The following is a 21,740-nucleotide window of genomic DNA, read 5'->3' as shown; positions in this document are numbered from 1 at the left end:
GCCCTTCGGAGGCCTTGCGCAACAGTTCGTCGGATACCTGCCGGACCGGTTCGTCCCGGTCGTCGGAGGAGCGTTCAGAGGACATCAGGAGCTACCTTCGCCGCCGCATTCCACACATCCAGCCGCCAACCCGGCTGCTCGATGCCCGGACCGTGGCTGCTCAGCTGCACCCAGCTGGTATTGGCCAATCCGCCCAGGATCGGCCATTTGTGCTCGGGCAGCTCCAGCAGCGCGGCGGTCAGGGCCGCGATCAGCCCGCCGTGCGCGACCAGGATGATGGTACGGCCGGGCCAGTCCGCACGCTCGGCGAACAGCTCGCGAACCACCGGCAGTGCCCGCGCGCCGACCTCGAGTTTGCTCTCCCCGCCCGGCGGGGTCACGGTGGGATCCAGCCGCCACGCCTTGCGCGCACCCGGATACCGCGCATCCACCTCGAGATGGTCGAGACCTTCCCAGTCGCCGAGGCTGGTCTCCCGCAGCCGCGCATCCCGCACGACCTCGAGTCCGCTGTGTTCGGCCAGGGCGAGTGCGGTGTCGTAGGCGCGGCGCAGATCCGAGGAGACGATCGCGACGGCGTCCTGGGAAACGAGATCGCGCGCAGCGTCTTTCGCCTGGCGCCGGCCCAATTCGCTGAGCTCGGTGTCGATCTGGCCCTGCATCCGGTCGGCGGCGTTCCATTCCGTCTGTCCGTGTCGCAGCAGGATCAGCCGGCGCACCCCCGGATACTTCGTCGCCCGCGAGCCGGCCGCCGCCGCAACACCTTCGGCCGCGTCGCTCCCACCGGATTCGATGCCGCGCTCCCCGGCCTGTTCGGGTTCACGCGCGGTGTCGCCTTCGGGCCTGCGGTTCACGCGGGGTCCCCGCTACCACTCGCCGGAGCCTGCGCGGGAGCCGCCAGACCCGGCACCTCGACCTGCGGGCAGTCCTTCCACAACCGTTCCAGCGCATAGAAATTGCGCTCGTCGCTGTGCTGGATGTGCACTACGACGTCGACGTAGTCCAGCAGCACCCAGCGACCTTCACGAGTGCCCTCGCGGCGGACCGGCTTGTGCCCGGCGAGACGCAACTTCTCCTCGACGTTGTCGACGATCGCGTTGACCTGACGCTCGTTCGGCGCGGAGGCGATGACGAAGCAGTCGGTGATCACCAGCTGATCGGAGACATCGAGGACGACGACGTCGGTCGCCAGCTTCTCGTCGGCGGCCCGCGCGGCGACCTGCGCCATCTCCACCGCCTGTGCCGATGCCGTCATTGGCTCACCTTCCCGTTCCCTCCCGGCACGTACAGGTGCCGTTTCGATATGTACTGCACGACGCCGTCGGGAACGAGGTACCACACCGGACGCCCCTCGGCGGCGCGGCGACGGCATTCGCTCGACGAGATCGCCAGGGCCGGGATCTCGATGACGGTGACCGCATCGGCCGGCTGATTTCGCAGATGTTCCTCGAGGTGGTCGACATTCAATTCGTACCCCGGACGGCTCACCCCGACGAACTTCGCCAGCTCGAACAGTTCCGCCCAATCCTGCCATGTCAGGATGCTGGCCAGCGCGTCCGCACCCGTGATGAAGTACAGATCGGCGTCCGGATGCTGATTCTGCAGGTCACGAAGGGTGTCGACGGTGTAGGTGGCCTTCTCCCGGTCGATGTCGGCGCGACTGACCGTGAACCGCGGATTGGATGCGGTGGCGATGACCGTCATCAGATAGCGGTCCTCCGCCGGAGAGACCTGCCGTGAGGATTTCTGCCACGGCTGCCCGGTGGGTACGAAGATCACTTCATCGAGGTCGAACCGGTTGGCGACCTCACTGGCGGCAACCAGATGCCCGTGATGGATCGGATCGAACGTACCGCCCATCACGCCCAGTTTGCGCCGGCCTGTGTTTTGCACGAATGCCGAGCTTACTGGGCGGGCCCGGGCGGGGGTGGGTCTCGTCGGCGATCCGGTGCTATGAGCTCATCGCGCCCGCCGCGCCGACAGATACGCCCGCACCATCGCGGCCGGGTTGCGCGCCGCGCGCCGGGACCGGGTCGCGGCCTCGATCAGGTCGCGGTGCAGTTCGTCCCACTGGGGCCGGCCGGCGACGGCGGCCGCACCCGCTGTGTAGGCCCGTTCCGCGGCACGGTGGCGGTGGCACTGTTCCAAGCAGCGTCCGAGCTGCTCGTACAGCACCGCGATTTCTTCCGGCGGATAGGGCAGCGCATCGCAGCCGAGGGCCTCGGCGTACAGGGTGGCCGCGCGGCGGTGGTGACCGCGGCGGTAGTGGACGCGGGCGGCGAGCAGCGTGTGATGGGCCACGTCGGCGGCGGAGATACCGGTCCAGCTCGCGGCCGCGGCGGCCGCCGCGGCCGCCAGGTCGTGCTCACGGCCCGGCTGGTTGGCGACCGCGGTCACCACCAGCGAGTACAGCCGCGCGCGTTGTTCACCGGAGAGAACGCCCGTGCCACAGTGCAGAGCCTGCAACAACATTCGTTCGGCGACGGCAGGGCTGGTGCCGAGCAGGGCGGTCGCGGCCTCGGTCAGTTCCCGTGCCCGCAGCCGGAGATCTCCCGGCGCCGGTTCGTCCGATGCGGGTGCCGGGCATTCGGACGCAGCCGGCACGGAGCCGGATCGCTCACGATCGGGGGGCCCGCCATCGGGAAACTCGGCGGGCTCGGCATCCCGGTCGTGGGGATCTCGTTGCGCCGCAGGGGCGCTCGGCTGGTCGACGGGGATTTCGTCGGCGAACTCCCCCGATGGGCACGGCACGCGCGAATGATCGACGGCCCGCCTTGGAAAGCGCTTAACAGCCGCTGATGGTTCCGGGCAAACGGCTCGCTATCCCTCCTCGCGGCCTAGACCGGAAGCAGCCTGCTCACCACACCGGTCAGCTGGCGCGCCGACCGGCATTCGTGCATCTCGACGACCTCGGCGTAGCGGTTGGCCGCCGAATCGCCGGTGCCCCACATCTTTTCGGCCTCCGGATTCAGCCAGTGCGCGTGCTTGGCCACCTGGACGAGTTCCCGCAGCGTATTCAGCGCCGGATCGCGATAGTTGGTGCGGGCGTCGCCGAGGATCAGCAGGGAGGTACGGCTGGTCACCACATCCGGCCAGTCCTCGGCGAAACCGCGCAGCGCCGCACCGTAATCCGAATGCCCCTCGAATCCGACCACCTTCGTCTCGGTGAAGATGCGCCGGGTCACCTGATCCAGCGGTGTGACCTGATCGAAGATGTGGGTCACCTCGTCCACCTGGTCGACGAAGGCGAAGATCCGCACCCGCGAGAACTGCTCACGCAGCGAATCCACCAGCAGCATGGTGAAACTGGAGAATCCGGCGACCGACCCCGAGATATCGCACAGCAACACCAGATCCGGGCGACCGGGCCGGGGCTTCCGGGTCTGCAGCGTGATCGGCACCCCACCGGTCGACATGGATTTGCGCAGCGTCTTGCGCAGGTCGATCTCGCCGCGCCGGGACCGTCTGCGCCGGGCGGCGAGCCGGGAGGCCAGCACCCGGGCCAGCCGCTGCGAACCGCGCCGCAGTTCGGCCAGTTCGTTCTCCGAGATCCGCAGGAAGTCGGCATCCTCGGCCTGGCGCTGAACACCGTAGGTCGCCACCCGCTCGCGGCCCAGCCGCTCGGCTACGCGCCGCCGGGTCTCGGCCTCGACCGTGCCGCGAAACGCCTTGACCCGTTCCCGGGCGGCGCGGCGGGCGACCTCGGTGTCGAACTCCGAATTGTTCTGCCCGGCGGCCAATCCCGCGAGGATCTTGCTGATCAGCACCTCGGGCTGCACATCCTTCAGCGTTTGATACGCCGAGAACGACGGCCCGTTCGCCGACTGGTACTGCCCCATCTGCTCGACCATCTGCGCGGCCAGATTCTGCAGCTGCCGGGTCTGGTCCCCGGTCGGCTCGGCGGCCAGCATCTCGGCCAGCATGCGCCGCAATTCGAACAGGTCGATTTCACCGTCGTCGCGCCGCGGGAGCTCGATGTCCTCGGCGCCCGCGCGCTCCCCCAGTGCGGCGGGGAACCACAGCTCGAACAAGCCGTCGAAGGTGGCGCGCTGGGTGGGCCGGCGCAGCAGCGCACAGGCCAGGCCCTCGCGCAGCATCTCGCGATCCATCAGATCGACCACGGTGAGCACTCGGCCGGCGTCTACCGTTTCCGACGGGCCGACCGGAATTCCCCTGGCGCGCAAGGCTTCCACGAAGCCGACCACATGCCCGGACAGTCCGTGCGGCGCGGTCTCGCCGGGTTGCGGGGCACCCTGCGCCGCGGCCGCGGACCCACCCCGCAGCGCCGCGGACACCAGCGCGCGGGGGGTGGTGCGCTTACCGGACACGGCTCAGGCCAATTTCAGCTCGGCCAGGGCGCGCTGATGGTCGCTCTGGTGTTTGAGCACCACGCCGAGCGTCGCGCGCACGGTCTTGTCGTCGAGATCCTTCAGTCCCAGCGCGAGCAGCGTGCGGGCCCAGTCGATGGATTCGGCGACCGACGGCAACTTCTTCAACTGCATCCCGCGCAGCACGTGCACCACGCGAACAAGCTGTGCGGCCACCGCCGGTTTCAGCTCCGGCACCCGGCTCGCGAGGATGCGGCGCTCGAGTTCCTCGTCCGGGAAGTCGATGTGCAGGTAAAGGCAGCGGCGCTTCAGCGCCTCCGACAGTTCGCGGGTCGCGTTGGAGGTGAGCACCACGAACGGGCGGCGGGTCGCGGTGATCGTGCCGAGTTCGGGGACGGTGACGGCGAAGTCGCTCAGCACCTCCAGCATCAGGCCCTCGATCTCGACATCGGCCTTGTCCGCCTCGTCGATCAGCAGCACGGTGGGGTCGGTGCGCCGGATAGCGGTCAGCAGCGGGCGCTGGAGCAGGAATTCCTCGCTGAACACATCGGCTTTGGTGTCGGCCCAGGCGTTCCCCGAATCCGACCCACCGGAGGTCGCGGACTGGATGCGCAGAATCTGCTTGGCGTGGTTCCACTCGTAGAGGGCCCGCGCCTCGTCGATCCCCTCGTAGCACTGCAGGCGGACCAGTTCGGCATCGGCGACCTGGGCCACCGCGCGCGACAGTTCGGTCTTACCGACGCCGGCGGGTCCCTCGATCAGCAGCGGCTTGGCGAGCCGGTCGGCCAGGAACACCGAGGTGGCGGTGGCCTTGTCGGCCAGGTAGCCGGTGGTGGCCAAGCGGTCGATCACATCGTCGACCGAGGCGAAAATCGGCTCGTGCACGGTCGTCTGCACAGTTGGGCCCTCCTTCGGGAACAGCGCAGCCCACTGCAGGTATGCACCGTAAAGTCCAGCTGCTCACGACGGTACACACCCGCGGGCCGGGTTCGATACTGCGGTGCCGGCGAGACCACAGGCCCGACCGGCACCGACGGTCACGGCCGGGGACGGGTTCAGCTCGGCCGAATCTGGCCGTCGCCCCACACGATCCACTTGGTGGAGGTCAGCTCCGGCAGCGCCATCGGACCGCGGGCGTGCAGCTTCTGAGTGGAGATGCCGATCTCCGCGCCGAATCCGAACTGCTCGCCGTCGGTGAAGGCGGTGGAGGCGTTGACCATCACCGCGGCCGCGTCCACCCGGGCGGTGAACTCGCGGGCCGCCTTCAGATCGGCGGTCACGATGGCCTCGGTGTGGCCGGTACCCCACTCGTTGATGTGGTCGACCGCGGCGTCGAGACCGTCGACGACCTTGAGCGCGATATCCAGCGACAGATATTCGTCGGCCCAATCCTCCTCCGTCGCGGGAACCAGGCCGGGCAGATCGCCGTGGATGGTGACCTGAGCCCGTTCCAGCGCGTCGATCAGGCGCGGGACCGCGGTCTCGGCGATCGCGCGGTCGATGAGCACCGTCTCGGCGGTATTGCAGACGCTGGGCCGGCGGGTCTTGGAGTTCAGCAGAATCGATTCCGCCATCTCGAGATCGGCGGCGGCGTGCACGTAGACGTGGCAGTTGCCGGTGCCGGTTTCGATGGTGGGGACCCGCGCGTCGCGCACCACCGCGTTGATCAGCCCGGCGCCGCCGCGCGGGATGACCACGTCCACCAGGCCGCGGGCCTGAATCAAATGAGTGACGCTCGAGCGATCCTCACTCGGCAGCAGTTGGACCGCGTCGGCCGCAAGCCCCTGGGCGACAAGGGCTTCGCGCATGACCTCGACCAGGGCGGCATTCGATCGGGCCGCCGAGGAAGAGCCGCGCAGCAGGGCCGCGTTACCGGATTTCAACGCCAGGCCGAAGGCGTCGACGGTGACGTTCGGGCGGGCCTCGTAGACCATGCCGACCACGCCCAGCGGCACGCGCACCTGCCGGATCTCCAGGCCGTTGGCCAGCGTCGAACCGCGCAGCACCTCGCCGACCGGATCCGGCAGGCCGGCGACCTGACGCAACCCGGAGGCGATGCCGTCGATGCGCGGCTCGGTCAGCCGCAGGCGATCCAGCAGCGAGGCCGCGGTGCCGCCCGCCTCCGCGGTCGCGATGTCTTCGGCATTGGCGGCCAGGACGGCATCCTTCGCCGCGAGCAGCGCATCCGCCGCGGCGTGCAGGGCCGCATCCTTCTGCGCGGTCGTCAGCTGTGCCAGCGTCCGCGACGCCACCCGAGCCCGCCGCGCCGCCTCGTGCACCGCCTCGCGCACGGTATCCACTTCGCCGACAGTTCCAGCAGTCATGGTGAACAGCCTACTGACCGGGACGCGGACGCCGCCGCCGGATAACCACCGAACGCCCGCTGTGCGTCGGTGCCCGCCGCTACCGTGTCCTCATGGTCGCCACCATCCGGTTGTCGTCGGGTTCGGGTCGCTGGGTTCTGCTGGCCACGGTGCTGGGCTCGGGAATGGCGATGCTGGACGCGACCGTGGTCAATGTGGCACTCCCCCGCATCGGCGAGGAATTCGGCGCCTCGATGGCGGGCCTGCAGTGGACGGTCAACGCCTACACGCTCACGCTGGCCGGGCTGATTCTGCTCGGCGGCTCACTGGGCGACCGATTCGGGCGGCGGCGGATCTTCGTCGTCGGCGTGGTGTGGTTCGCGCTGGCCTCGGCGATCTGCGGTGCGGCCCAGGGTATTCCGATGCTCATCGCCGCCCGCGCGCTGCAGGGCGTGGGTGGCGCGCTGCTGACGCCCGGCTCACTGGCGATCATCCAGGCCTCTTTCGCGAAATCGGATCGCGCCCGCGCGGTGGGCGCGTGGTCCGGCCTCGGCGGAGTCGCCGGCGCGATCGGCCCCTTCCTGGGCGGATGGCTGGTCGGCGCGGCCGGATGGCGCTGGGTGTTCCTGCTGAACATTCCGCTGGCCGCGGTGGTGGTGCTGGTCGCGGTGCGGCATGTGCCGGAGACCTACGGTTCCGGCACGTCCGACGGCTCGGCGACCACCCGCCCGGCTCCCGAATCCGGCGGCCGGGCACACGAGGGCTTCGATGTGCTGGGGGCGTTCCTCGCGGCACTGTGCCTGGCAGGCATCACCTACGCACTGACCATGGCACCCGAACACGGGAGCAGCCGGGCGGCCGTGGTGGCGACGGCGGTGATCGGCGTGCTCGCCGGGGTGGCCTTCGTCGTCGTCGAGCGGCGGCGCTCGGCGGGGCACGACGCGCCCGGACACCACGGGCCGCCGCCGATGCTGCCGGTCGAGATCTTCGCCTCGCGGCAGTTCAGCGCGATCAACGCGGTCACCTTCGTGATGTACGGCGCGATGGGCGTGGTGTTCTTTCTGCTGGTGCTGACCCTGCAGGTGGTGGCCGGTTTCAGTCCGATGGCGGCCGGGACCGCGATGCTGCCCGCCACCGTGCTGATGCTGTTGTTCTCGGCCCGCTCGGGCGATCTGGCTCAGCGCATCGGACCGCGCATCCCGATCACCGCGGGTGTGCTGCTGGCCGCCGCCGGGATGTTGCTGATGATGCGGATCGGCACCGACGCCTCCTACGTCACCGATGTGCTGCCCGCCGCCCTGGTGTTCGGCCTCGGACTCACCCTGGCCGTCGCACCGCTGACCGCGACCGTGCTGGCGACGGCCGACGAACAGCACGCGGGGGTGGCCAGCGGCGTCAACAATGCCGTCGCCCGAGCGGCCGGATTGCTTGCGGTGGCGGCTGTCCCACCGCTCACCGGACTCACCGGTGCCGCCTACACCGACCCCGCCGCCTTCGAGCGCGGGTTCCACCAGGCCATGCTCATCTGCGCGATCGTGATGGCCGCGGCCGCGGCACTGACCGTGGTCACCGTCCGCGACGACGCGCTCGAGAGCGCTGGTCCCGAGGCCGCGCCGCAATGCAAGGTCAACTGCCCGGTCGCGGGGCCGCCCCTGGAGCCCCGGCATGCCGAATCCACGTCCGGCCCGGTCGAGAGCCAGGAGTGAGCCGCACGCACGGAACAGCCTGTGTCCGAACACTCTTCGCGGCCGCGTTGTCGCCGATTCCCGCGGATGATTCGATGGTGTCATGGCAGATATCGACAGGGTGGTGTCGGCGGAGCGTGAGGTCGCCGCGCCGGCCGGGCACATCTTCGAATTCATCGCCGATCCGGCGCAGCAGCCGCGATGGGACGGGAACGACAATCTCGACCGGGCGGAGATCGGGCAGCGCGTGCGGAGCGTGGGTGATGTCTTCGCGATGACACTCACCAACGGGAGTGTGCGCGAGAACCACGTGGTGGAATTCGAGGAGGGACGCCGGATCGCCTGGCTGCCCGCGGAATCCGGGCAGCGGCCGCCGGGACATCTGTGGCGCTGGGAGCTCGAACCCGTCGACGAGAGCCGGACCCTGGTGCGGCACACCTACGACTGGACGCGGCTGACCGACGAGGTCCGGCTGCCCAGGGCCCGGGCGACGACCTCGGACAAACTACTCGGGTCGCTCGACCGGCTGGCCGCGGCGGCGACGGCGGCCGACCACGCCTGACGGCGGCGACGTTCGAGCCCGCACCCGCCGCGGCGGGTTACGGTGCGTGCATGGCACGGATCGCAGTGGTCGGCAGTATCAACATGGATCTGGTGACTCGCACGCCGCGGCGGCCGCGGCCCGGTGAGACCGTCCTCGGCACCGCCTTCGATACGGTGCCCGGCGGAAAGGGCGCGAACCAGGCGATCGCCGCTCGGCGTGCGGGCGCGGCGGTCGATTTCGTCGGCGCGGTCGGAACCGACGTCTTCGGCGTCGAGTTGCGAAAAGTGCTCGAGGACAACGAGATCGGGACCGCCGGACTGCGCACCGTCGAGGGGGCCAGCGGGACCGCCACCATCGTGGTCGACGACGCCGGCGAGAATACGATCATCGTCGTCGGCGGAGCCAATGCGGAGCTGTCCGGGCTCACCGACGGTGATCGCGCCCTCGTCGGCGAGGCAAATATTCTGCTGTGCCAGCTGGAAATTCCGGTGGAGACCGTGCTCGGCGCCGCCCGCTGCGCACGTGAGCACGGCACTCTCGTTCTGCTCAATCCGTCCCCCGCGCGGTCACTGCCACCACAGCTGTGGGAGGCGGTCGACATCGCGGTGGTCAACGAGGGCGAAGCGGCGCAATTGGATTCGGAACTCCGCGCGGTCCCGCATGTGCTGACCACCCGCGGCGGCGAGGGCGCGCGCTATCGCGGCCCCGAGGGCGAGCTCGCTCATCCGGGCGTGCGGGTCGAGGTGGTCGACACCACCGGCGCCGGGGACACGTTCACCGGCGCATTGGCCGCACACTGGCACGAGGGCCCCGCGACCGCTCTGGCGTGGGCCTGCACCGCCGGCGCCCTGGCCACCACCGTCGTCGGCGCCACGGCGGCGATCCCCACCGCGGCGGCGATAGAGCGGGCACTCACTTCGCGGTGTGGCGAGCGATGAGTTCGGACATCTGGGCGCCCACCCGTTCCAGCGGTGCCATCGAACGTGTCGCCAGGGACAGGATCACCGCCCCCTCGAGCGCCGCGACCACCGTGGTGGCCAGCGATATCGCGAGATCCGGTGCGACGTCCTCGGTTTCGAGACGTTCGGCGAGGATGGTCTCCCATTCGGTGAAGGTCGCACCGGCGGCGTCGGCGGCTTCGGGCGCTTCCGACCGGCCCAGCGCGGCCGCGACGATCGGGCAGCCGGCGGTGAAGTCGCTCGCCGCGAGCTTCTCGCGCCACAGCGCCGGGAAGGCGCCGACACACGACGCCACGTCGGCCCCGGCGGTGATCGTGCGCAGCAGCGCGCTGTAGGTGGCACCGGCCGCGCGGGTCGCCTCCGCGATCAGTTCCGATTTACCACCGGGGAAGTTGAGGTACACCGAGCGGCGCGAGATGCCGCTGTGGTCGAGCAGCTGCGCGATGCCGGTGCCGGCCACACCGTTGCTGCGCATCAGATCCACGGCGCTGTCGATGAGCCGGTCGCGGGCTCCCATGATGCGACCCCTTTCCTCGTGCACCCTGCACGGTCCAGCCTACCGTTGCCCTAGACCGATCGGTGTACTACTGTGCCGACTATACCGATCGGTATACCTCATTTCCGATCCGCGCCCTGGAGGATAGGCATGACCGGACTGCACGACCCACTCCCCCTGCCCTGTGGCCAGGTACTGCCCAACCGGATCATGAAATCGGCGCTCAGCGAGGGGCTCGGCACCGCGGCACATGCTCCCGACGACCGGCTGGTCCGGCTGTATCGCCGCTGGGGAGCGGGCGGCTACGGCCTGATCGTCACCGGCAATGTGATGATCGACCGCACCCAGCTCGGCGAGCCGGGCAATGTGGTTATCGACGACGATCGCGATCTCGCCGCGCTGACGCGCTGGGCGAAGGCCGCCAAGGACGGCGGCACCCCGATCTGGATGCAGCTGAATCATCCCGGCCGCCAAGCCAATCCGCTGGCCACCCGGCAACGGCCGGTGGCGCCCTCGGCGATCGCGTCGGGAGTGCCGGGCCTGCCCACGCCGCGAGCGCTCACCGAGGCCGAGATCCACGATCTGATCCGGCGCTTCGCCGACGCGGCGCGGATCGCGGAATCGGCAGGCTTCGACGGGGTGCAGATTCACGGCGCCCACGGCTATCTGGTGTCGCAGTTCCTGTCCCCGCTGGCCAATCAGCGCACCGACGACTGGGGCGGTGACGGGCAGCGCCGCGCCCGCTTTCTGCTCGAGGTGGTCGGCGCGATTCGCGCGGCGGTCCAGCCGGGCTTCGCGGTGGCCGTCAAGCTGAATTCGGCGGATTTCCAGCGCGGTGGTTTCACCGAGGAGGAATCGCGGGAGGTGGTCCGGCAGTTGGCCCGGCAGCCGCTGGATCTGATCGAAATCAGCGGCGGCAGTTACGAATCCCCGGCGATGATGGGCCGGTCCCGCAGCGCGGCGGCGAGTACCCGAGCGCGGGAGGCCTACTTCCTGGAGTACGCGGAGACCGTGCGGCGGGTCGCGGCCGCGGTGCCGCTGGCGGTCACCGGCGGGTTCCGCAGCCGGACGGCGATGGGCGGTGCGGTCGACTCCGGCGCCTGCGATGTGGTCGGACTCGGCCGCCCCACCACGGTGTACCCGGCCGCTGCCGCCGACCTGCTCACCGGCGGGACCGAAGTCCTCCGCCCGCCGTCGATTTCGCTCGGCCTGCGCGGCCGGATCGCGCGCAGCGGTACGTTGCGCGCGGTCGACGGCGCCCTGGATCTGCAATGGCACACCGATCAGCTGCATCGCCTCGGCGCCGGGCTGGATCCGGATCCGGCCCGGTCACCGTGGTCGACCGCGATAACCATGCTGCGCCGCAACGGACTCGACGCTTTCCGATCCCGGCGCACGACAGCCGGCACCGACCGTAAGTCGACGAAGTTCCGGATCGAACGCGCCGTCGGCCGCTATCTGGTCAACCCCGGATTCGCCGCACTGGACCGGGTGGGTGTGCGGTCCACCTTCGCGACCGAACTGGAGACCATCGGCCGCAAATCCGGCCAGCCGCGCCGGGTCCCGGTATCGGTGCTGTTCGACGACGACGGCGCGTGGATCATCTGCCAGCACGGCATGCGGTCGGGCTGGGGCAACAATGTGCGCGCCGATCCTTCGGTGCGCCTGCGGCACAACGGAACCTGGCGCGCGGCCACGGCGGAGTTGCGCCCGGACGACGACGTGGTCGCCCGGGCCCGCGCCTTCGCCCCGCACCCGGCGCTCGCACCGCTGACCGCCGCCGGATTCGCCGCGTTGCAGACCGATCCGATCTCGGTGCGGGTCACGTTCACCGACGTGCAGGAACCAGACCTGTAACTACTGTGGTCGCCGGTTCGCCTCACCGCGTGCCGGCCGCCATACGGTGGTGACGGCCGCTCAGCCGCGCGCCCATTCGTGGCCCCAGTAGCTGTCGGCCGTCATCTCCTCCGCGACGTAGTCCTCGCCCACGAGCATTCCCTCGCAACCGAATTCGAGGTCCCAGCCGCCCGGGGTGCGGACGTAGAAGGAGATCATCTTGTCGTTGGTGTGGCGGCCGAGTGTCGAGGACAGGTGATAGCCCGCCTTGGTCACCCGGTCGAGAGCCCGGCCGACATCGTCGAGCGCATCGACCTCGACCATCACGTGCACGATCCCCGGACCGTCGCCACGGCCGCCCGGAATCAGCGCCAGGCTGTGGTGGCGGGGATTGACACCCATGAACCGGATCCAGATCGGATGTTCGGGGGGACCCACCCGGAACGAACCGCGCGAGGCGAAGTCCAGTACCTCGGTGTAGAACTGCCGCGCGGCCTCGATATCGGGCACCGGCAGGACGACGTGGCCGAGACCGAGATCGCCGGAGACGAAACGGTTTCCGTACTTTCCGACCACCGGGCTGTGATCGAGCAGAGGTCCGTGAAAGACCTCGACGGTGAATCCGGCCGGATCGGTGAAGCTGATCGCCTCCTCGACGTGACGCGCGGCGGATTCGGCCAGGGTGAGTTCGGTGACCTCGACACCGGCCGCGGTGAGCGTTTCGCGCACCAGCGTCAGCGAGCGCCGGTCGGCGACCTGCCAGCCGACGGCGATCACCTCGTCACGATCGCCCGGTACCAACTCCAGGCGGTAGGTGTGCTCGTCGGTGCGCAGATAGACCGACTCCGGATTCGGGCCCGACCCTTCGGCGAATCCGATGATGTCGAAGGCGAATTCACGCCACGCGGCGATATCGGCGATCCGCGCTCGGACATAACCGAGCGAGCTGACGGCGGCCATTTTCTCTCCTCGAAGAATGGGGTTCAGGAATAGCTGATCGAAACGTCGTCGGTGGCCGGTACCGCCTGACAGGCGAGCACGTAGCCCTCGGCGAGATCCTCCTCTTCGAGAACCTCGTTGCGGCGCATGGACACCTCGCCGGACACCACCCGGCACACACACGCGCTGCACGCGCCCTCGCGGCACGAATACGGCGCCTCGAGTCCCGCTGCCAGCAAGGTATCCAACAGGACCTGGCGTCGCGGCCACGCCATCCGGTGATGCTCGCCGTCGAGCTCGACCTCGACGTTCGCCGAGTCGGCGGGGTCGGCGTCGTCGCTCGCGGGGGGTGCGGCCTCGAACGGATTGCCGGTCAGGGAAACGAACTTCTCCATGTGCACGCGCCGCCGGTCGGCGCCGTGCGCGGCCATCGCGGCGGCGACGGCGTCCATGAACGGCCCCGGACCGCAGACGAACGTCTCGCGATCGGCCCAGTGCCGCACCAGCGCGGACAGTTGCGGCACACTCGGCAGGCCCTGCACCGATTCCAGCCAGTGCAGCACCTGCAGCCGATCCGGATGGGCCCCCGCGAGTTCCGCGAGTTCCGCGGCGAAGATGACCGACGATTCGTCGCGATTGGCGTACACGAGGGTGCAGTGGCCGCTGCCCTGCGCGAGCACCGATTTCAGGATCGACAACACCGGGGTGATGCCGCTGCCACCGGCGAACAGCAGCAGATCGGTGTCCAGCGAGGCCGGGGTGAACAGTCCGGCGGGCGGCAGCACCTGCAGGGTGTCACCGGCGACGGCGTTGTCGCACAACCAGTTCGACGCATATCCGGCCGCTGTGCGTTTGACGGTGACCTTCAGCGGCCCACCCTCGTGCGGTGCGCTCGACAGCGAGTAGCACCGGCTCACCGAACCGGTCAGCTCACTGGGGATGCGCACAGTGAGGAATTGCCCGGGCCGATAGCCGAACCGCTCGGCGTGTTCGGGCTGCGGCGCCAATTCGAGTGACACCGCGTCCGCGGTTTCGTGCACCACACGGACGATCTCGACCACGACCGGATCGGCCGGCGACCCGGCGGCCGCCACGACGCCGTCCGCGGATTCGCCACCGGTTGCCGAGTCACGAGGGCCGGCGTCCTCGCGCGACGTGCGCGGCTCACGCACGTCGAGTTCGATCGCGGCATCCATCGAGCACCACCACATCCATTCCTGTGCCGTTCATCCAGCTTCCTGCCCCTGTCATGCCACCGTCCGGCCGCGGGTGCGCACATCGACATCGCGGGTACTCACGCTCAACTGGCCCGACTGCACCGCCGCGTCGATGCTCTCGCGCAGGGCGGTGCAGGTGTGCGCATGCGTGCCCGGCTGCGACAGTTCGGTGCACGCGTGCATCGCCGACCGGCTCCACTGCACGCTCGTATGCTGCGGGCTGAACTTCTCCACCAGCACGCACGTTCCGCAGGATCGGCACGAAACCTCGTCCATCGCGATAACTCTCAGCCCGCCACGGCCTGTTCGGCCCGCTTGGCGAGGTTCTCGGCGACCTCGGCCTCCCAGGCGGTGACCGCGCGGGTGGTGTCGACCTCGAATTCGAAGCGCGCGGTCATCTCCTCCGAGATGTCGGCGACGTCGGTGTAGAACTGCTCGTACCATCGGCGCAGCTGATAGACCGGTCCGTCCTCCTCGCACAGCAGCGGATTGTTGATGCGCGACTTGCGCTTCCAGATCGCCGCGTCCTGTTCGAACCCCTTGCCGAGACCGCCGACGAAGGAGGCCGCGATCTGCTCGGCCCGCTCCGGCGAGACGCCCTGCGGCTTCTTCGCGATGGCCCCGTACTGCAGCACGAACCGGTTCTCGGTGATCGGGTAATGGCAGTTGATCAGGTAGCCCTCGACCGAGAGATCCGCGCTGTCGCTGCGCAGGTAGTCGATCATGTAGGAGGGCCCGTAGTAGGACGCCTCCGAATGCAGAGTGTTCTTGCCGCCCAACGCCTTCGCCGTCTCGCCCATCATGTCCTCGCGCGAGATGGAGGTCATGTACTGACTGGCGATGTGGCCCTCGAAGACGTTCTTGAAGAACGTCGGGAAGCCGTAGTGCACGTAGAAGAAGTGCGCCATGTCGACCACGTTGTCGACCACTTCCCGGCAGTTGGCCTCGACGATCATCGAGTTCCAGGTCCAGTCGGTCCATTCGTCGTCGAAGGCGGCGTCGATGCGCGGGATGGTGATGTCCGCGGGCGGCTGCTTGCCCTCCGGATCGTTCCAGACGAACAGCTGCTTGTTCTGCTCCAGCGTCGGCCACGCCTTGGTGCGCGCCAGCGGAGGCACCCGGCGCGCGTACGGGATTCCGGTGCATTTGCCCTTGCCGTTCCACCGCCAGTCGTGGAAGGGGCAGGCCAGCGAATCGCCCTTGACGGTGCCGTCGGCGAGATTGCCGCCCATATGCGGGCAGTAGGCGTTGAGGACGTTGAGCGTGCCGTCCTCGGCGGCGAACACGACCAGTTCGGTGCCGAAGGCGGCGACGGTGTGCGGCGTGCCGTCGCGGAAGGAGTCCGCCAGGCCCAGGCAGTGCCAGCCGCGGGCGAACCGGGTCGGCGGTGCGCCGGCGTCGATGACCCGCACTTCGCTGTCGCTGTTCATGATTCCTCCGTCTCGAATGCGATCGGCCTCGATTGCGATCGGCCTCGACTACCCGCCGGCCGAACCCGCCCCGGGTGATGACTCGATGCTCGCCATCGGGACGGGGGCCCGGCACGCGTAGTCCCACTGGCCGGGAGATCCGCTCCGGCCATCGGCAGTGACGGGACGCCTCGGCGGCGCGGGCGGGTACGCACCGGGCTCGTCACCACCGGCATGCCTGTGGACCCGCGTCAGTGCCCGTGCAGACGTTCGAACGAGGAGCGGTAGAACAGCAGCGGCGCCTGTTCGGAATGTTCGGCGAGTGCGGTGACTCGCGCGATCACGATGGTGTGGTCGCCGCCGTCCACCTCGCGATCCAGTTCGCAATCGATACTGGCCAGCGCACCGCTCAGCCGCGGCGACCCGTTTCCGGAGACCTCCCAGTCCACGCCGGCGAATTTGTCGGTGCCGCTGCGGGACAGCGCGCGGCAGATGTCGGCCTGATCGTGGGCGAGGATGTTCACGCAGAATCGTCCTACCTCGCGGATGCGCGGCCACGACGTCGAGGTCCGCGCGGGGAAGAAGCAGACCCGGGGCGGATCGAGGGACAGCGACGAGAACGACTGGCAGCTGAATCCGATCGGCTGGTCGCCGGACAGAGCGGTGATCACCGTGACCCCGGAGCAGAACCTGCTCAGCACGGATTTGAAGGTCGCCTCCGAGATCTCGTCCACCTGTACTACCGGCTCCACGGCCACTCCTTGTTTCGGACAGACATATAGCTGTAAGTCATGACACCAGGTCGGCCCCGGCGCCCGTCAACGGCCAGGTCCGGTGAACGGGAGAGATTTCGGTAGCACTTACGTAGTTCCACCGATTCGCGATCGGTGTGGTGGCAGCCACTGTGATAGGTGACACAAATGCCGAAACCGAACATGCCTAGTCGAAATACTTCTAGTCTGCATATGAGCCAACGGAGGTACATATGACCGTCACCGTGCTGCCCTCCGCGGAACGCACCACCACGGCCGCGCGTCACGCGACGACGGGCGCCAGGGCTCATCGCGCCGGTGCGCCGATTCCGGTGTCGATGATCGAGCGAATGACGTTGATCCTGGACGCCTTCGACGCGAACACCCCGACTCTGACACTGCTGGAACTGGTCGAGCGGACCGGACTTCCGCGCTCGACGGTCCACCGCATCCTGGATCAGATGATCCGGCTGCGCTGGCTGGCGCATTCCGCCGGCGGCTACCGCCTCGGCATGCGCACGCTCGAACTGGGCGGACTCACCGCGGACCACAACGAGATTCGCGATGCGGTGAGTCCGCTGCTGCACGAACTGTCGCAGCGGACGGGCATGGTGGGCCACCTGGCGGTGCTCGACGGTCGCGAGGTCGTCTACCTGGACAAGGCCGGCGGCCGGTTCGCCGCGGCGCTGCCGACCCGGCTCGGGGGCCGGATGCCCGCGCACGCAACGGCTTTGGGCAAGTCGATGCTGGCGGCGCTGGAACCCACCATCGCCGAGGCCGCCTTCCGCGGCCGGCTGCCCCGGCTCACTCCGCGCACCCTGGCCGAGCCCGACGCGCTGCATCGCGAACTCGGGCAGATCCGGTTGCGCCAAGGCGTGGCGATCGACCGCGAGGAGGCGATGGTCGGCATCGCGTGTGTGGCCGCGCCGCTGCGTGGCCGCGGCGCCCCACCGGCCGCACTCTCGCTCTCGGGACGGGCCGAGGCGATGAGTTACGACCGGCTGGCCCGGGTGGTCCTCGAGGTCGTGCACGAGGCCGGGCGAGCGCTGTTCCCGCACCGCACCCGCTGGCGCTGATTTCGGATCCGCATATGACTGGACGGTATAGTTCGGCGATGACATCTGGCACCGATCTGCCGACCACTTCGTGGGCCGTGCTCGGGATGCTTTCGCATGCGGACGAATTGTCCGGCTACGACCTGAAGAAGTGGGCGGACTGGAGTTTGCAGTTCTTCTACTGGAGCCCGTCGTTCAGCCAGATCTACGCCGAACTCAAACGCCTCGAGAAGCACGGGTACGTCACTTCGCGCACCGTGACCTCCGAGGACGGTGTGCGCGGCAAGCGGATGTACGCGATCACCACGAGCGGCCGGGATGCCGTGGCGCATTGGGTCAATCATTCACCGGTGGAAGCGCCGGTGCTGAAACACAGTGTGCTGCTGCGGGCCTGGCTCGGTCATCTGGCCGAGCCGGAGCGGCTGCGCGAAATCCTCACCGCGCATATCGATTACGCGGAGAAGATGCGCCGCCGCGCCGCCGCCGACGCCGAGGGGTCCGACGCCAACCCGGATTGGGCCTTTCCCAGTGCCGTGTTGCGGTGGTGCATCCGCCACTACGAGGCGGAGCGCCAACTGGCCGAGGATCTGCTCGACGACCTGGAGGCGTTGAACAAGCGCGGGCGGCTGCCCCGCAATCGCGAGGCGCCGCTCGCACCGCCGAAGTCGAAGTCTCGTCCCCGATAGCTTCACCGCGGGACACGCGGTACCTACCGGGTCCGTCGCTACACTCGCCGGATCCGGGCCAGCCAGGCGGCGGTATCCACGGTCCCGTTCTCGGCGACGTTCAGCCCGGCGACCTGATCGGCGACCACCGGGGTGACCCGGCCGCGATAGGACGCGGGCCGCAGATCCTCCAATTCCCAACCGGCGCCGAAGGATTCACGCAGCATCCGATCGCTGATGCGGGGCCCGAAGCCCGGGTCGGCGTCGGACAGCGCCAGGACGTGCACCAGACCGCCCGGAGCGCACAGGGTGTGCAGCGACCGGACGTAGGCGGCGCGGGTGCCGGGATCCTCGCGGAAGATGTGGAACAGGGCGCTGTCGACGATCGTGTCGAAGACGCCGAGTTCGGCGGCCGCGGCGGGATCGGCGCCGAGCCGGACGGCGTCGGCTACCCGGAAACGCGCCGCGGGCACCCCCTTCGCGGCGGCGTTGCGCCGCGCGTACTCGACGGCGCTCGGCGACAGGTCGAGACCCAGCACATCGTAGCCCAGGGCGGTGAGGGCGATGGTGTGCTCCCCCGCACCCGTTCCGACATCGAGCACCCGCCCCCGGATCAACCCCTCGCGTTCCACATCCACGATCGCGGGCTGCGGCTCACCGATCACCCAGGGAGCGGTGTCGTCGTCGTAGACGGTGTTCCAGAACTCTGCGGCCTGTGTCATGACCCCAGCGTGCATCCTCAACCGCACTCGAGGTCAACGCCGACGCCGGGTTCCGGAAAATCGACGTCCCCAGAATCTCACTGAGCGGAACCCTTCCTAGCGGGAGGCCTTTCGGAATATTTCTATTAGGCATACAGGAGGTGCACGATGACCGGTGAACTCGATTCCATCCAGAACGCACTCGACGCCTTGGCCGCCGGCCGGCCCGTCGTGGTGGTCGACGACGAGGATCGGGAGAACGAAGGTGATCTCGTACTGGCCGCGGAATTCGCGACCGCGCAGACCATCGGATTCCTGATCCGCCACACCAGCGGCGTGCTGTGCGTGCCGATGCCCGGCGCCGATCTCGACCGGCTCTCGCTCCCCCCGATGACGGCGGTCAACGAGGATCCCAAGGGCACCGCCTACACCGTATCGGTCGATGCGGCCGCGGGCGTCAGCACGGGTATCTCGGCGGCCGACCGCGCCCACACCATGCGGCTGCTGGCCGATCCGCGCACCACCCCCGCCGATCTCACCCGGCCCGGGCACGTCTTCCCGCTGCGGGCGCATCCGCGCGGCGTGCTGGGCCGCGCCGGGCACACCGAGGCGACCGTCGACCTGTTGCGCGCGGCCGGGTTACGGCCCGCGGGCGTGATCGCGGAGGTCGTCAACGACGACGGATCGATGGCCCGGCTGCCGCAGCTGCTGACCTTCGCGCGCGAGCACGAGCTGCCGATCATCTCCATCGCCGACCTCGTCGAGTACCGAAAGCACCGCGAGCACACCGTCACCCGGCTCGCGCAGACCCGGCTGCCCACCCGCTACGGCGATTTTCAGGTCTTCGGCTACCGCGACGCCGACTCCGGCACGCAACCGGTCGAACATCTCGCCCTGGTCTTCGGCGATCCGTCCGGAACCGACGTCCTGGCCCGGCTGCACTCGGAATGCCTGACCGGCGACGCGTTCGGCTCGCTGCGCTGCGATTGCGGTGAACAGCTCGACGCCGCCCTGCGCGCGGTGGCTGCCGAGGGACGCGGTGTCGTGGTGTATCTGCGGGGCCAGGAGGGCCGCGGCATCGGCCTGCTGAACAAGTTGCGCGCCTACGAACTGCAGGACGCGGGCGCCGACACCGTGGACGCGAACCTGCGTCTCGGCCTGCCGATCGATGCCCGCCGCTACGGCGCGGGCGCGCAGATCCTGAGCGATCTGGGTGTCGAATCGGTGCGGTTGCTCAGCAACAATCCAGACAAGCAGGCGGGCCTGCAAGCACACGGCATCGCGGTGACGCACCGGATTCCGCTGCAGACCGACCCGACCGAACACAACGTCCGCTACCTGCGCACCAAACGCGAGCGCATGCGCCACCAGCTGGCCGGGCTCGACGTCGCCTCCGCCGCGGCGAACTGACATATCTTGTGCCGCAACGGTTGTCGCCGAGATCAGAGCCGATGTTCGGCGAGCCAGCGCCGGCCGCGCGCCGCTGAGGCCCGCGACAGCCAGGCGTCCTGGACGATTTCGCGCAGTTCGTCGAGGTCGAGTTCACCGATGTGGGCCCCGCGCAGCAGCACCGACAGATGCCCGTCGAAATGAGCGGTGGTGAAGAACGGCGAATCCGGATCCTGAACGAGCGCACGCTTGTCCGACTGCGACGGCACCCAGAAGACGATCACGTCCGGGTACCGTTCGCCGGTGTCCGGATCGACGGCGTCCGGGCGCGGGGTGCGGAAGAAGATGAACGACTTGCCACCGACCTGGAAGACCGGATTGCCGCTGGACCCGCGCACCACGGTGACGTGCGGCATCGCCAGGGCGAGTGCTTCCACGTCCTCGATCCGCGCCCGGCGTGCCACCGTCGCTCAGTCCGCCAGCTGGGTGAGCAACTTGCGGGTGCGCTCGGCGGCCTGGCCGCCGACGAAGGGCGCGGCCACGAATTCCGTGGCACCGGCGGCGAACACCTTCTCGATGCGGGCGGCGACCTGCTCCTCGGTGCCGATGATCGCCAGATCGGCCGGCCCCTCGGCGCCCTCGCGATCCATCATGGCCCGATACGAGGGCAGCGAACCGTAGGCGGCGAAGACGGTCGCGGCCTTCTCCCGGCCGCGATCGATATCGTCGGTGACCAGCACCGGCAGCGAGCAGACCACCCGCGGCGCGGGCCGGCCGGCCTCGGCGGCAGCCGCGGTGATGGTCGGTGCGATGTGGTCGGCGATGGTCGCGGGGCCGGTCATCCACAGCACGGTGCCGTCGGTGCGGCGCGCGGCCAATTTCAGCATCTGGGTTCCCATCGCGGCCACGAGCACCGGGATCCGGCCGGTCTCCCCCGCGGTCAGGCCGAGGTTCGCGCTCAGGGTCTCGCCCTGGTACGACACCGGTTGTCCCTCGAGCAGCGGCCCGAGAATCGACAGGTACTCCTTCATGTGCCGGGCCGGACGGCCGAAGTCGTAGCCGAACATGTTCTCGATGACGATCTGATGCGACAGCCCGATCCCCAGGGTGAGCCGTCCGCGACCGACGGCGAGCGCGGTGGTGGCGGCCTGCTGGGCCAGGGCGCCCGGGTGCCGCGGATAGGTCGGCACCACGGCCGTGCCGAGTTCGATATTCGGCACCTTGCTGCCGGCGACGGCGAGCGCGGTCAGCGCGTCGAGACCGAAGATGTGCGACAGCCACGCCGATTCGAAACCCTCGTCGGCCACCTGCTGCAGTTCGTCGGTCAGGCGCACGAGCGCATCCGGTCCGGTCTGTTCGCTGAGCATGATGCCGATCCGCACTGCGGGCCTCCTGGGGACGAGGGGTCTGTGGGTCCGCGGCCCCGACGGACCGCGGGTCGAATATCGGTTCGCCGTCTCAGCCT

The 21,740-nt window shown here is 69.1% G+C and carries 23 protein-coding genes; 7 read left to right on the top strand and 16 right to left on the bottom strand.

Going from position 1 to position 21,740, the window contains the following annotated elements; translation table 11 throughout:
* Window positions 1–74: 74 nt before the first annotated feature.
* The 7 genes from NN2_RS20445 to NN2_RS20415 all read right to left on the bottom strand — a co-directional run bounded on the left by NN2_RS20445 (window position 75) and on the right by NN2_RS20415 (window position 6,649).
* Window positions 75–716, bottom strand: coding sequence for a histidine phosphatase family protein (locus NN2_RS20445; protein ID WP_063015533.1), 642 nt, complete (start codon window positions 714–716; stop codon window positions 75–77).
* Between the two features lie 131 nt (window positions 717–847).
* Window positions 848–1,252 carry a ribosome silencing factor gene (rsfS, locus tag NN2_RS20440; RefSeq protein ID WP_030512814.1) on the bottom strand — a complete coding sequence of 135 codons (405 nt, stop codon included), beginning with the start codon at window positions 1,250–1,252 and terminating at the stop codon, window positions 848–850.
* Window positions 1,249–1,890: a nicotinate-nucleotide adenylyltransferase gene (nadD, locus tag NN2_RS20435; RefSeq protein ID WP_030512813.1), complete on the bottom strand. Its 642-nt coding sequence runs from the start codon at window positions 1,888–1,890 to the stop codon at window positions 1,249–1,251. Before nadD ends, rsfS begins: the two co-directional genes overlap by 4 nt.
* A gap of 66 nt (window positions 1,891–1,956) precedes the next feature.
* Window positions 1,957–2,601 (bottom strand): hypothetical protein, encoded by a 645-nt coding sequence (locus NN2_RS20430; RefSeq protein WP_156511382.1) that lies wholly within the window; start codon window positions 2,599–2,601, stop codon window positions 1,957–1,959.
* Window positions 2,602–2,834: 233 nt separating this feature from the next.
* On the bottom strand, window positions 2,835–4,280 hold the full coding sequence (locus NN2_RS20425; protein WP_063015531.1) for a vWA domain-containing protein: 1,446 nt from the start codon (window positions 4,278–4,280) through the stop codon (window positions 2,835–2,837).
* A gap of 48 nt (window positions 4,281–4,328) precedes the next feature.
* Window positions 4,329–5,222, bottom strand: a complete 894-nt coding sequence (locus NN2_RS20420; protein WP_030512810.1) for an AAA family ATPase — start codon at window positions 5,220–5,222, stop codon at window positions 4,329–4,331.
* Window positions 5,223–5,380: 158 nt separating this feature from the next.
* Entirely contained in the window at window positions 5,381–6,649 is a 1,269-nt protein-coding gene (locus NN2_RS20415; RefSeq protein ID WP_063015519.1) for a glutamate-5-semialdehyde dehydrogenase, read from the bottom strand.
* A 92-nt stretch (window positions 6,650–6,741) separates the two neighbouring features.
* On the opposite strand from NN2_RS20415, the gene NN2_RS20410 reads away from it, so the two are divergent.
* From NN2_RS20410 to NN2_RS20400, 3 genes are all read left to right on the top strand, one after another.
* Window positions 6,742–8,334, top strand: coding sequence for an MFS transporter (locus NN2_RS20410; RefSeq protein WP_063015518.1), 1,593 nt, complete (start codon window positions 6,742–6,744; stop codon window positions 8,332–8,334).
* An 82-nt stretch (window positions 8,335–8,416) separates the two neighbouring features.
* On the top strand, window positions 8,417–8,875 hold the full coding sequence (locus NN2_RS20405) for an SRPBCC family protein (RefSeq protein WP_063015517.1): 459 nt from the start codon (window positions 8,417–8,419) through the stop codon (window positions 8,873–8,875).
* Window positions 8,876–8,925: 50 nt separating this feature from the next.
* Complete coding sequence (locus NN2_RS20400; protein ID WP_063015516.1) at window positions 8,926–9,795, top strand: ribokinase; 870 nt, start codon at window positions 8,926–8,928, stop codon at window positions 9,793–9,795.
* Here NN2_RS20400 and NN2_RS20395 read toward each other — a convergent pair.
* A complete protein-coding gene (locus tag NN2_RS20395) occupies window positions 9,770–10,333 on the bottom strand; it encodes a TetR/AcrR family transcriptional regulator (RefSeq protein ID WP_063015515.1) in 564 nt (187 codons plus the stop codon). The genes NN2_RS20400 and NN2_RS20395 overlap by 26 nt on opposite strands.
* Before the next feature lie 129 nt (window positions 10,334–10,462).
* On the opposite strand from NN2_RS20395, the gene NN2_RS20390 reads away from it, so the two are divergent.
* Window positions 10,463–12,169: a nitroreductase family deazaflavin-dependent oxidoreductase gene (locus NN2_RS20390; protein WP_063015514.1), complete on the top strand. Its 1,707-nt coding sequence runs from the start codon at window positions 10,463–10,465 to the stop codon at window positions 12,167–12,169.
* A gap of 60 nt (window positions 12,170–12,229) precedes the next feature.
* Here the strand turns inward: NN2_RS20390 and NN2_RS20385 are convergent, their stop codons facing one another.
* From NN2_RS20385 to NN2_RS20365, 5 genes are all read right to left on the bottom strand, one after another.
* On the bottom strand, window positions 12,230–13,108 hold the full coding sequence (locus NN2_RS20385; RefSeq protein WP_063015513.1) for a VOC family protein: 879 nt from the start codon (window positions 13,106–13,108) through the stop codon (window positions 12,230–12,232).
* A 23-nt stretch (window positions 13,109–13,131) separates the two neighbouring features.
* A complete protein-coding gene (locus NN2_RS20380) occupies window positions 13,132–14,283 on the bottom strand; it encodes a ferredoxin--NADP reductase (protein ID WP_082857133.1) in 1,152 nt (383 codons plus the stop codon).
* Between the two features lie 51 nt (window positions 14,284–14,334).
* Window positions 14,335–14,580, bottom strand: a complete 246-nt coding sequence (locus NN2_RS20375) for a hypothetical protein (RefSeq protein WP_063015512.1) — start codon at window positions 14,578–14,580, stop codon at window positions 14,335–14,337.
* An 11-nt stretch (window positions 14,581–14,591) separates the two neighbouring features.
* Complete coding sequence (locus NN2_RS20370; RefSeq protein ID WP_063015511.1) at window positions 14,592–15,734, bottom strand: 3-ketosteroid-9-alpha-monooxygenase, oxygenase component; 1,143 nt, start codon at window positions 15,732–15,734, stop codon at window positions 14,592–14,594.
* Between the two features lie 230 nt (window positions 15,735–15,964).
* Complete coding sequence (locus NN2_RS20365) at window positions 15,965–16,465, bottom strand: flavin reductase family protein (protein ID WP_063015529.1); 501 nt, start codon at window positions 16,463–16,465, stop codon at window positions 15,965–15,967.
* A gap of 233 nt (window positions 16,466–16,698) precedes the next feature.
* On the opposite strand from NN2_RS20365, the gene NN2_RS20360 reads away from it, so the two are divergent.
* Window positions 16,699–17,541, top strand: a complete 843-nt coding sequence (locus tag NN2_RS20360) for an IclR family transcriptional regulator (RefSeq protein ID WP_063015510.1) — start codon at window positions 16,699–16,701, stop codon at window positions 17,539–17,541.
* A 38-nt stretch (window positions 17,542–17,579) separates the two neighbouring features.
* Complete coding sequence (locus tag NN2_RS20355; protein ID WP_063015509.1) at window positions 17,580–18,206, top strand: PadR family transcriptional regulator; 627 nt, start codon at window positions 17,580–17,582, stop codon at window positions 18,204–18,206.
* A gap of 38 nt (window positions 18,207–18,244) precedes the next feature.
* On the opposite strand, the gene NN2_RS20350 is transcribed toward NN2_RS20355, so the two are convergent.
* Window positions 18,245–18,907 carry a class I SAM-dependent methyltransferase gene (locus tag NN2_RS20350; protein ID WP_063015508.1) on the bottom strand — a complete coding sequence of 221 codons (663 nt, stop codon included), beginning with the start codon at window positions 18,905–18,907 and terminating at the stop codon, window positions 18,245–18,247.
* 147 nt (window positions 18,908–19,054) lie between these two features.
* On the opposite strand from NN2_RS20350, the gene NN2_RS20345 reads away from it, so the two are divergent.
* Entirely contained in the window at window positions 19,055–20,296 is a 1,242-nt protein-coding gene (locus NN2_RS20345; RefSeq protein ID WP_063015507.1) for a bifunctional 3,4-dihydroxy-2-butanone-4-phosphate synthase/GTP cyclohydrolase II, read from the top strand.
* 32 nt (window positions 20,297–20,328) lie between these two features.
* Here NN2_RS20345 and NN2_RS20340 read toward each other — a convergent pair whose 3' ends face one another.
* Window positions 20,329–20,691: an MmcQ/YjbR family DNA-binding protein gene (locus tag NN2_RS20340; RefSeq protein ID WP_063015528.1), complete on the bottom strand. Its 363-nt coding sequence runs from the start codon at window positions 20,689–20,691 to the stop codon at window positions 20,329–20,331.
* A gap of 54 nt (window positions 20,692–20,745) precedes the next feature.
* Complete coding sequence (locus NN2_RS20335; protein WP_063015506.1) at window positions 20,746–21,657, bottom strand: TIGR03564 family F420-dependent LLM class oxidoreductase; 912 nt, start codon at window positions 21,655–21,657, stop codon at window positions 20,746–20,748.
* Window positions 21,658–21,740: the final 83 nt, after the last annotated feature.

The organism is Nocardia nova NBRC 15556, assembly GCF_001613005.1.
In the GTDB taxonomy this organism is placed as follows: domain Bacteria; phylum Actinomycetota; class Actinomycetes; order Mycobacteriales; family Mycobacteriaceae; genus Nocardia; species Nocardia nova.
The sequence above is the reverse complement of the archived record's forward strand: the minus strand, read 5'-3'. Positions and strand labels throughout refer to the sequence as shown.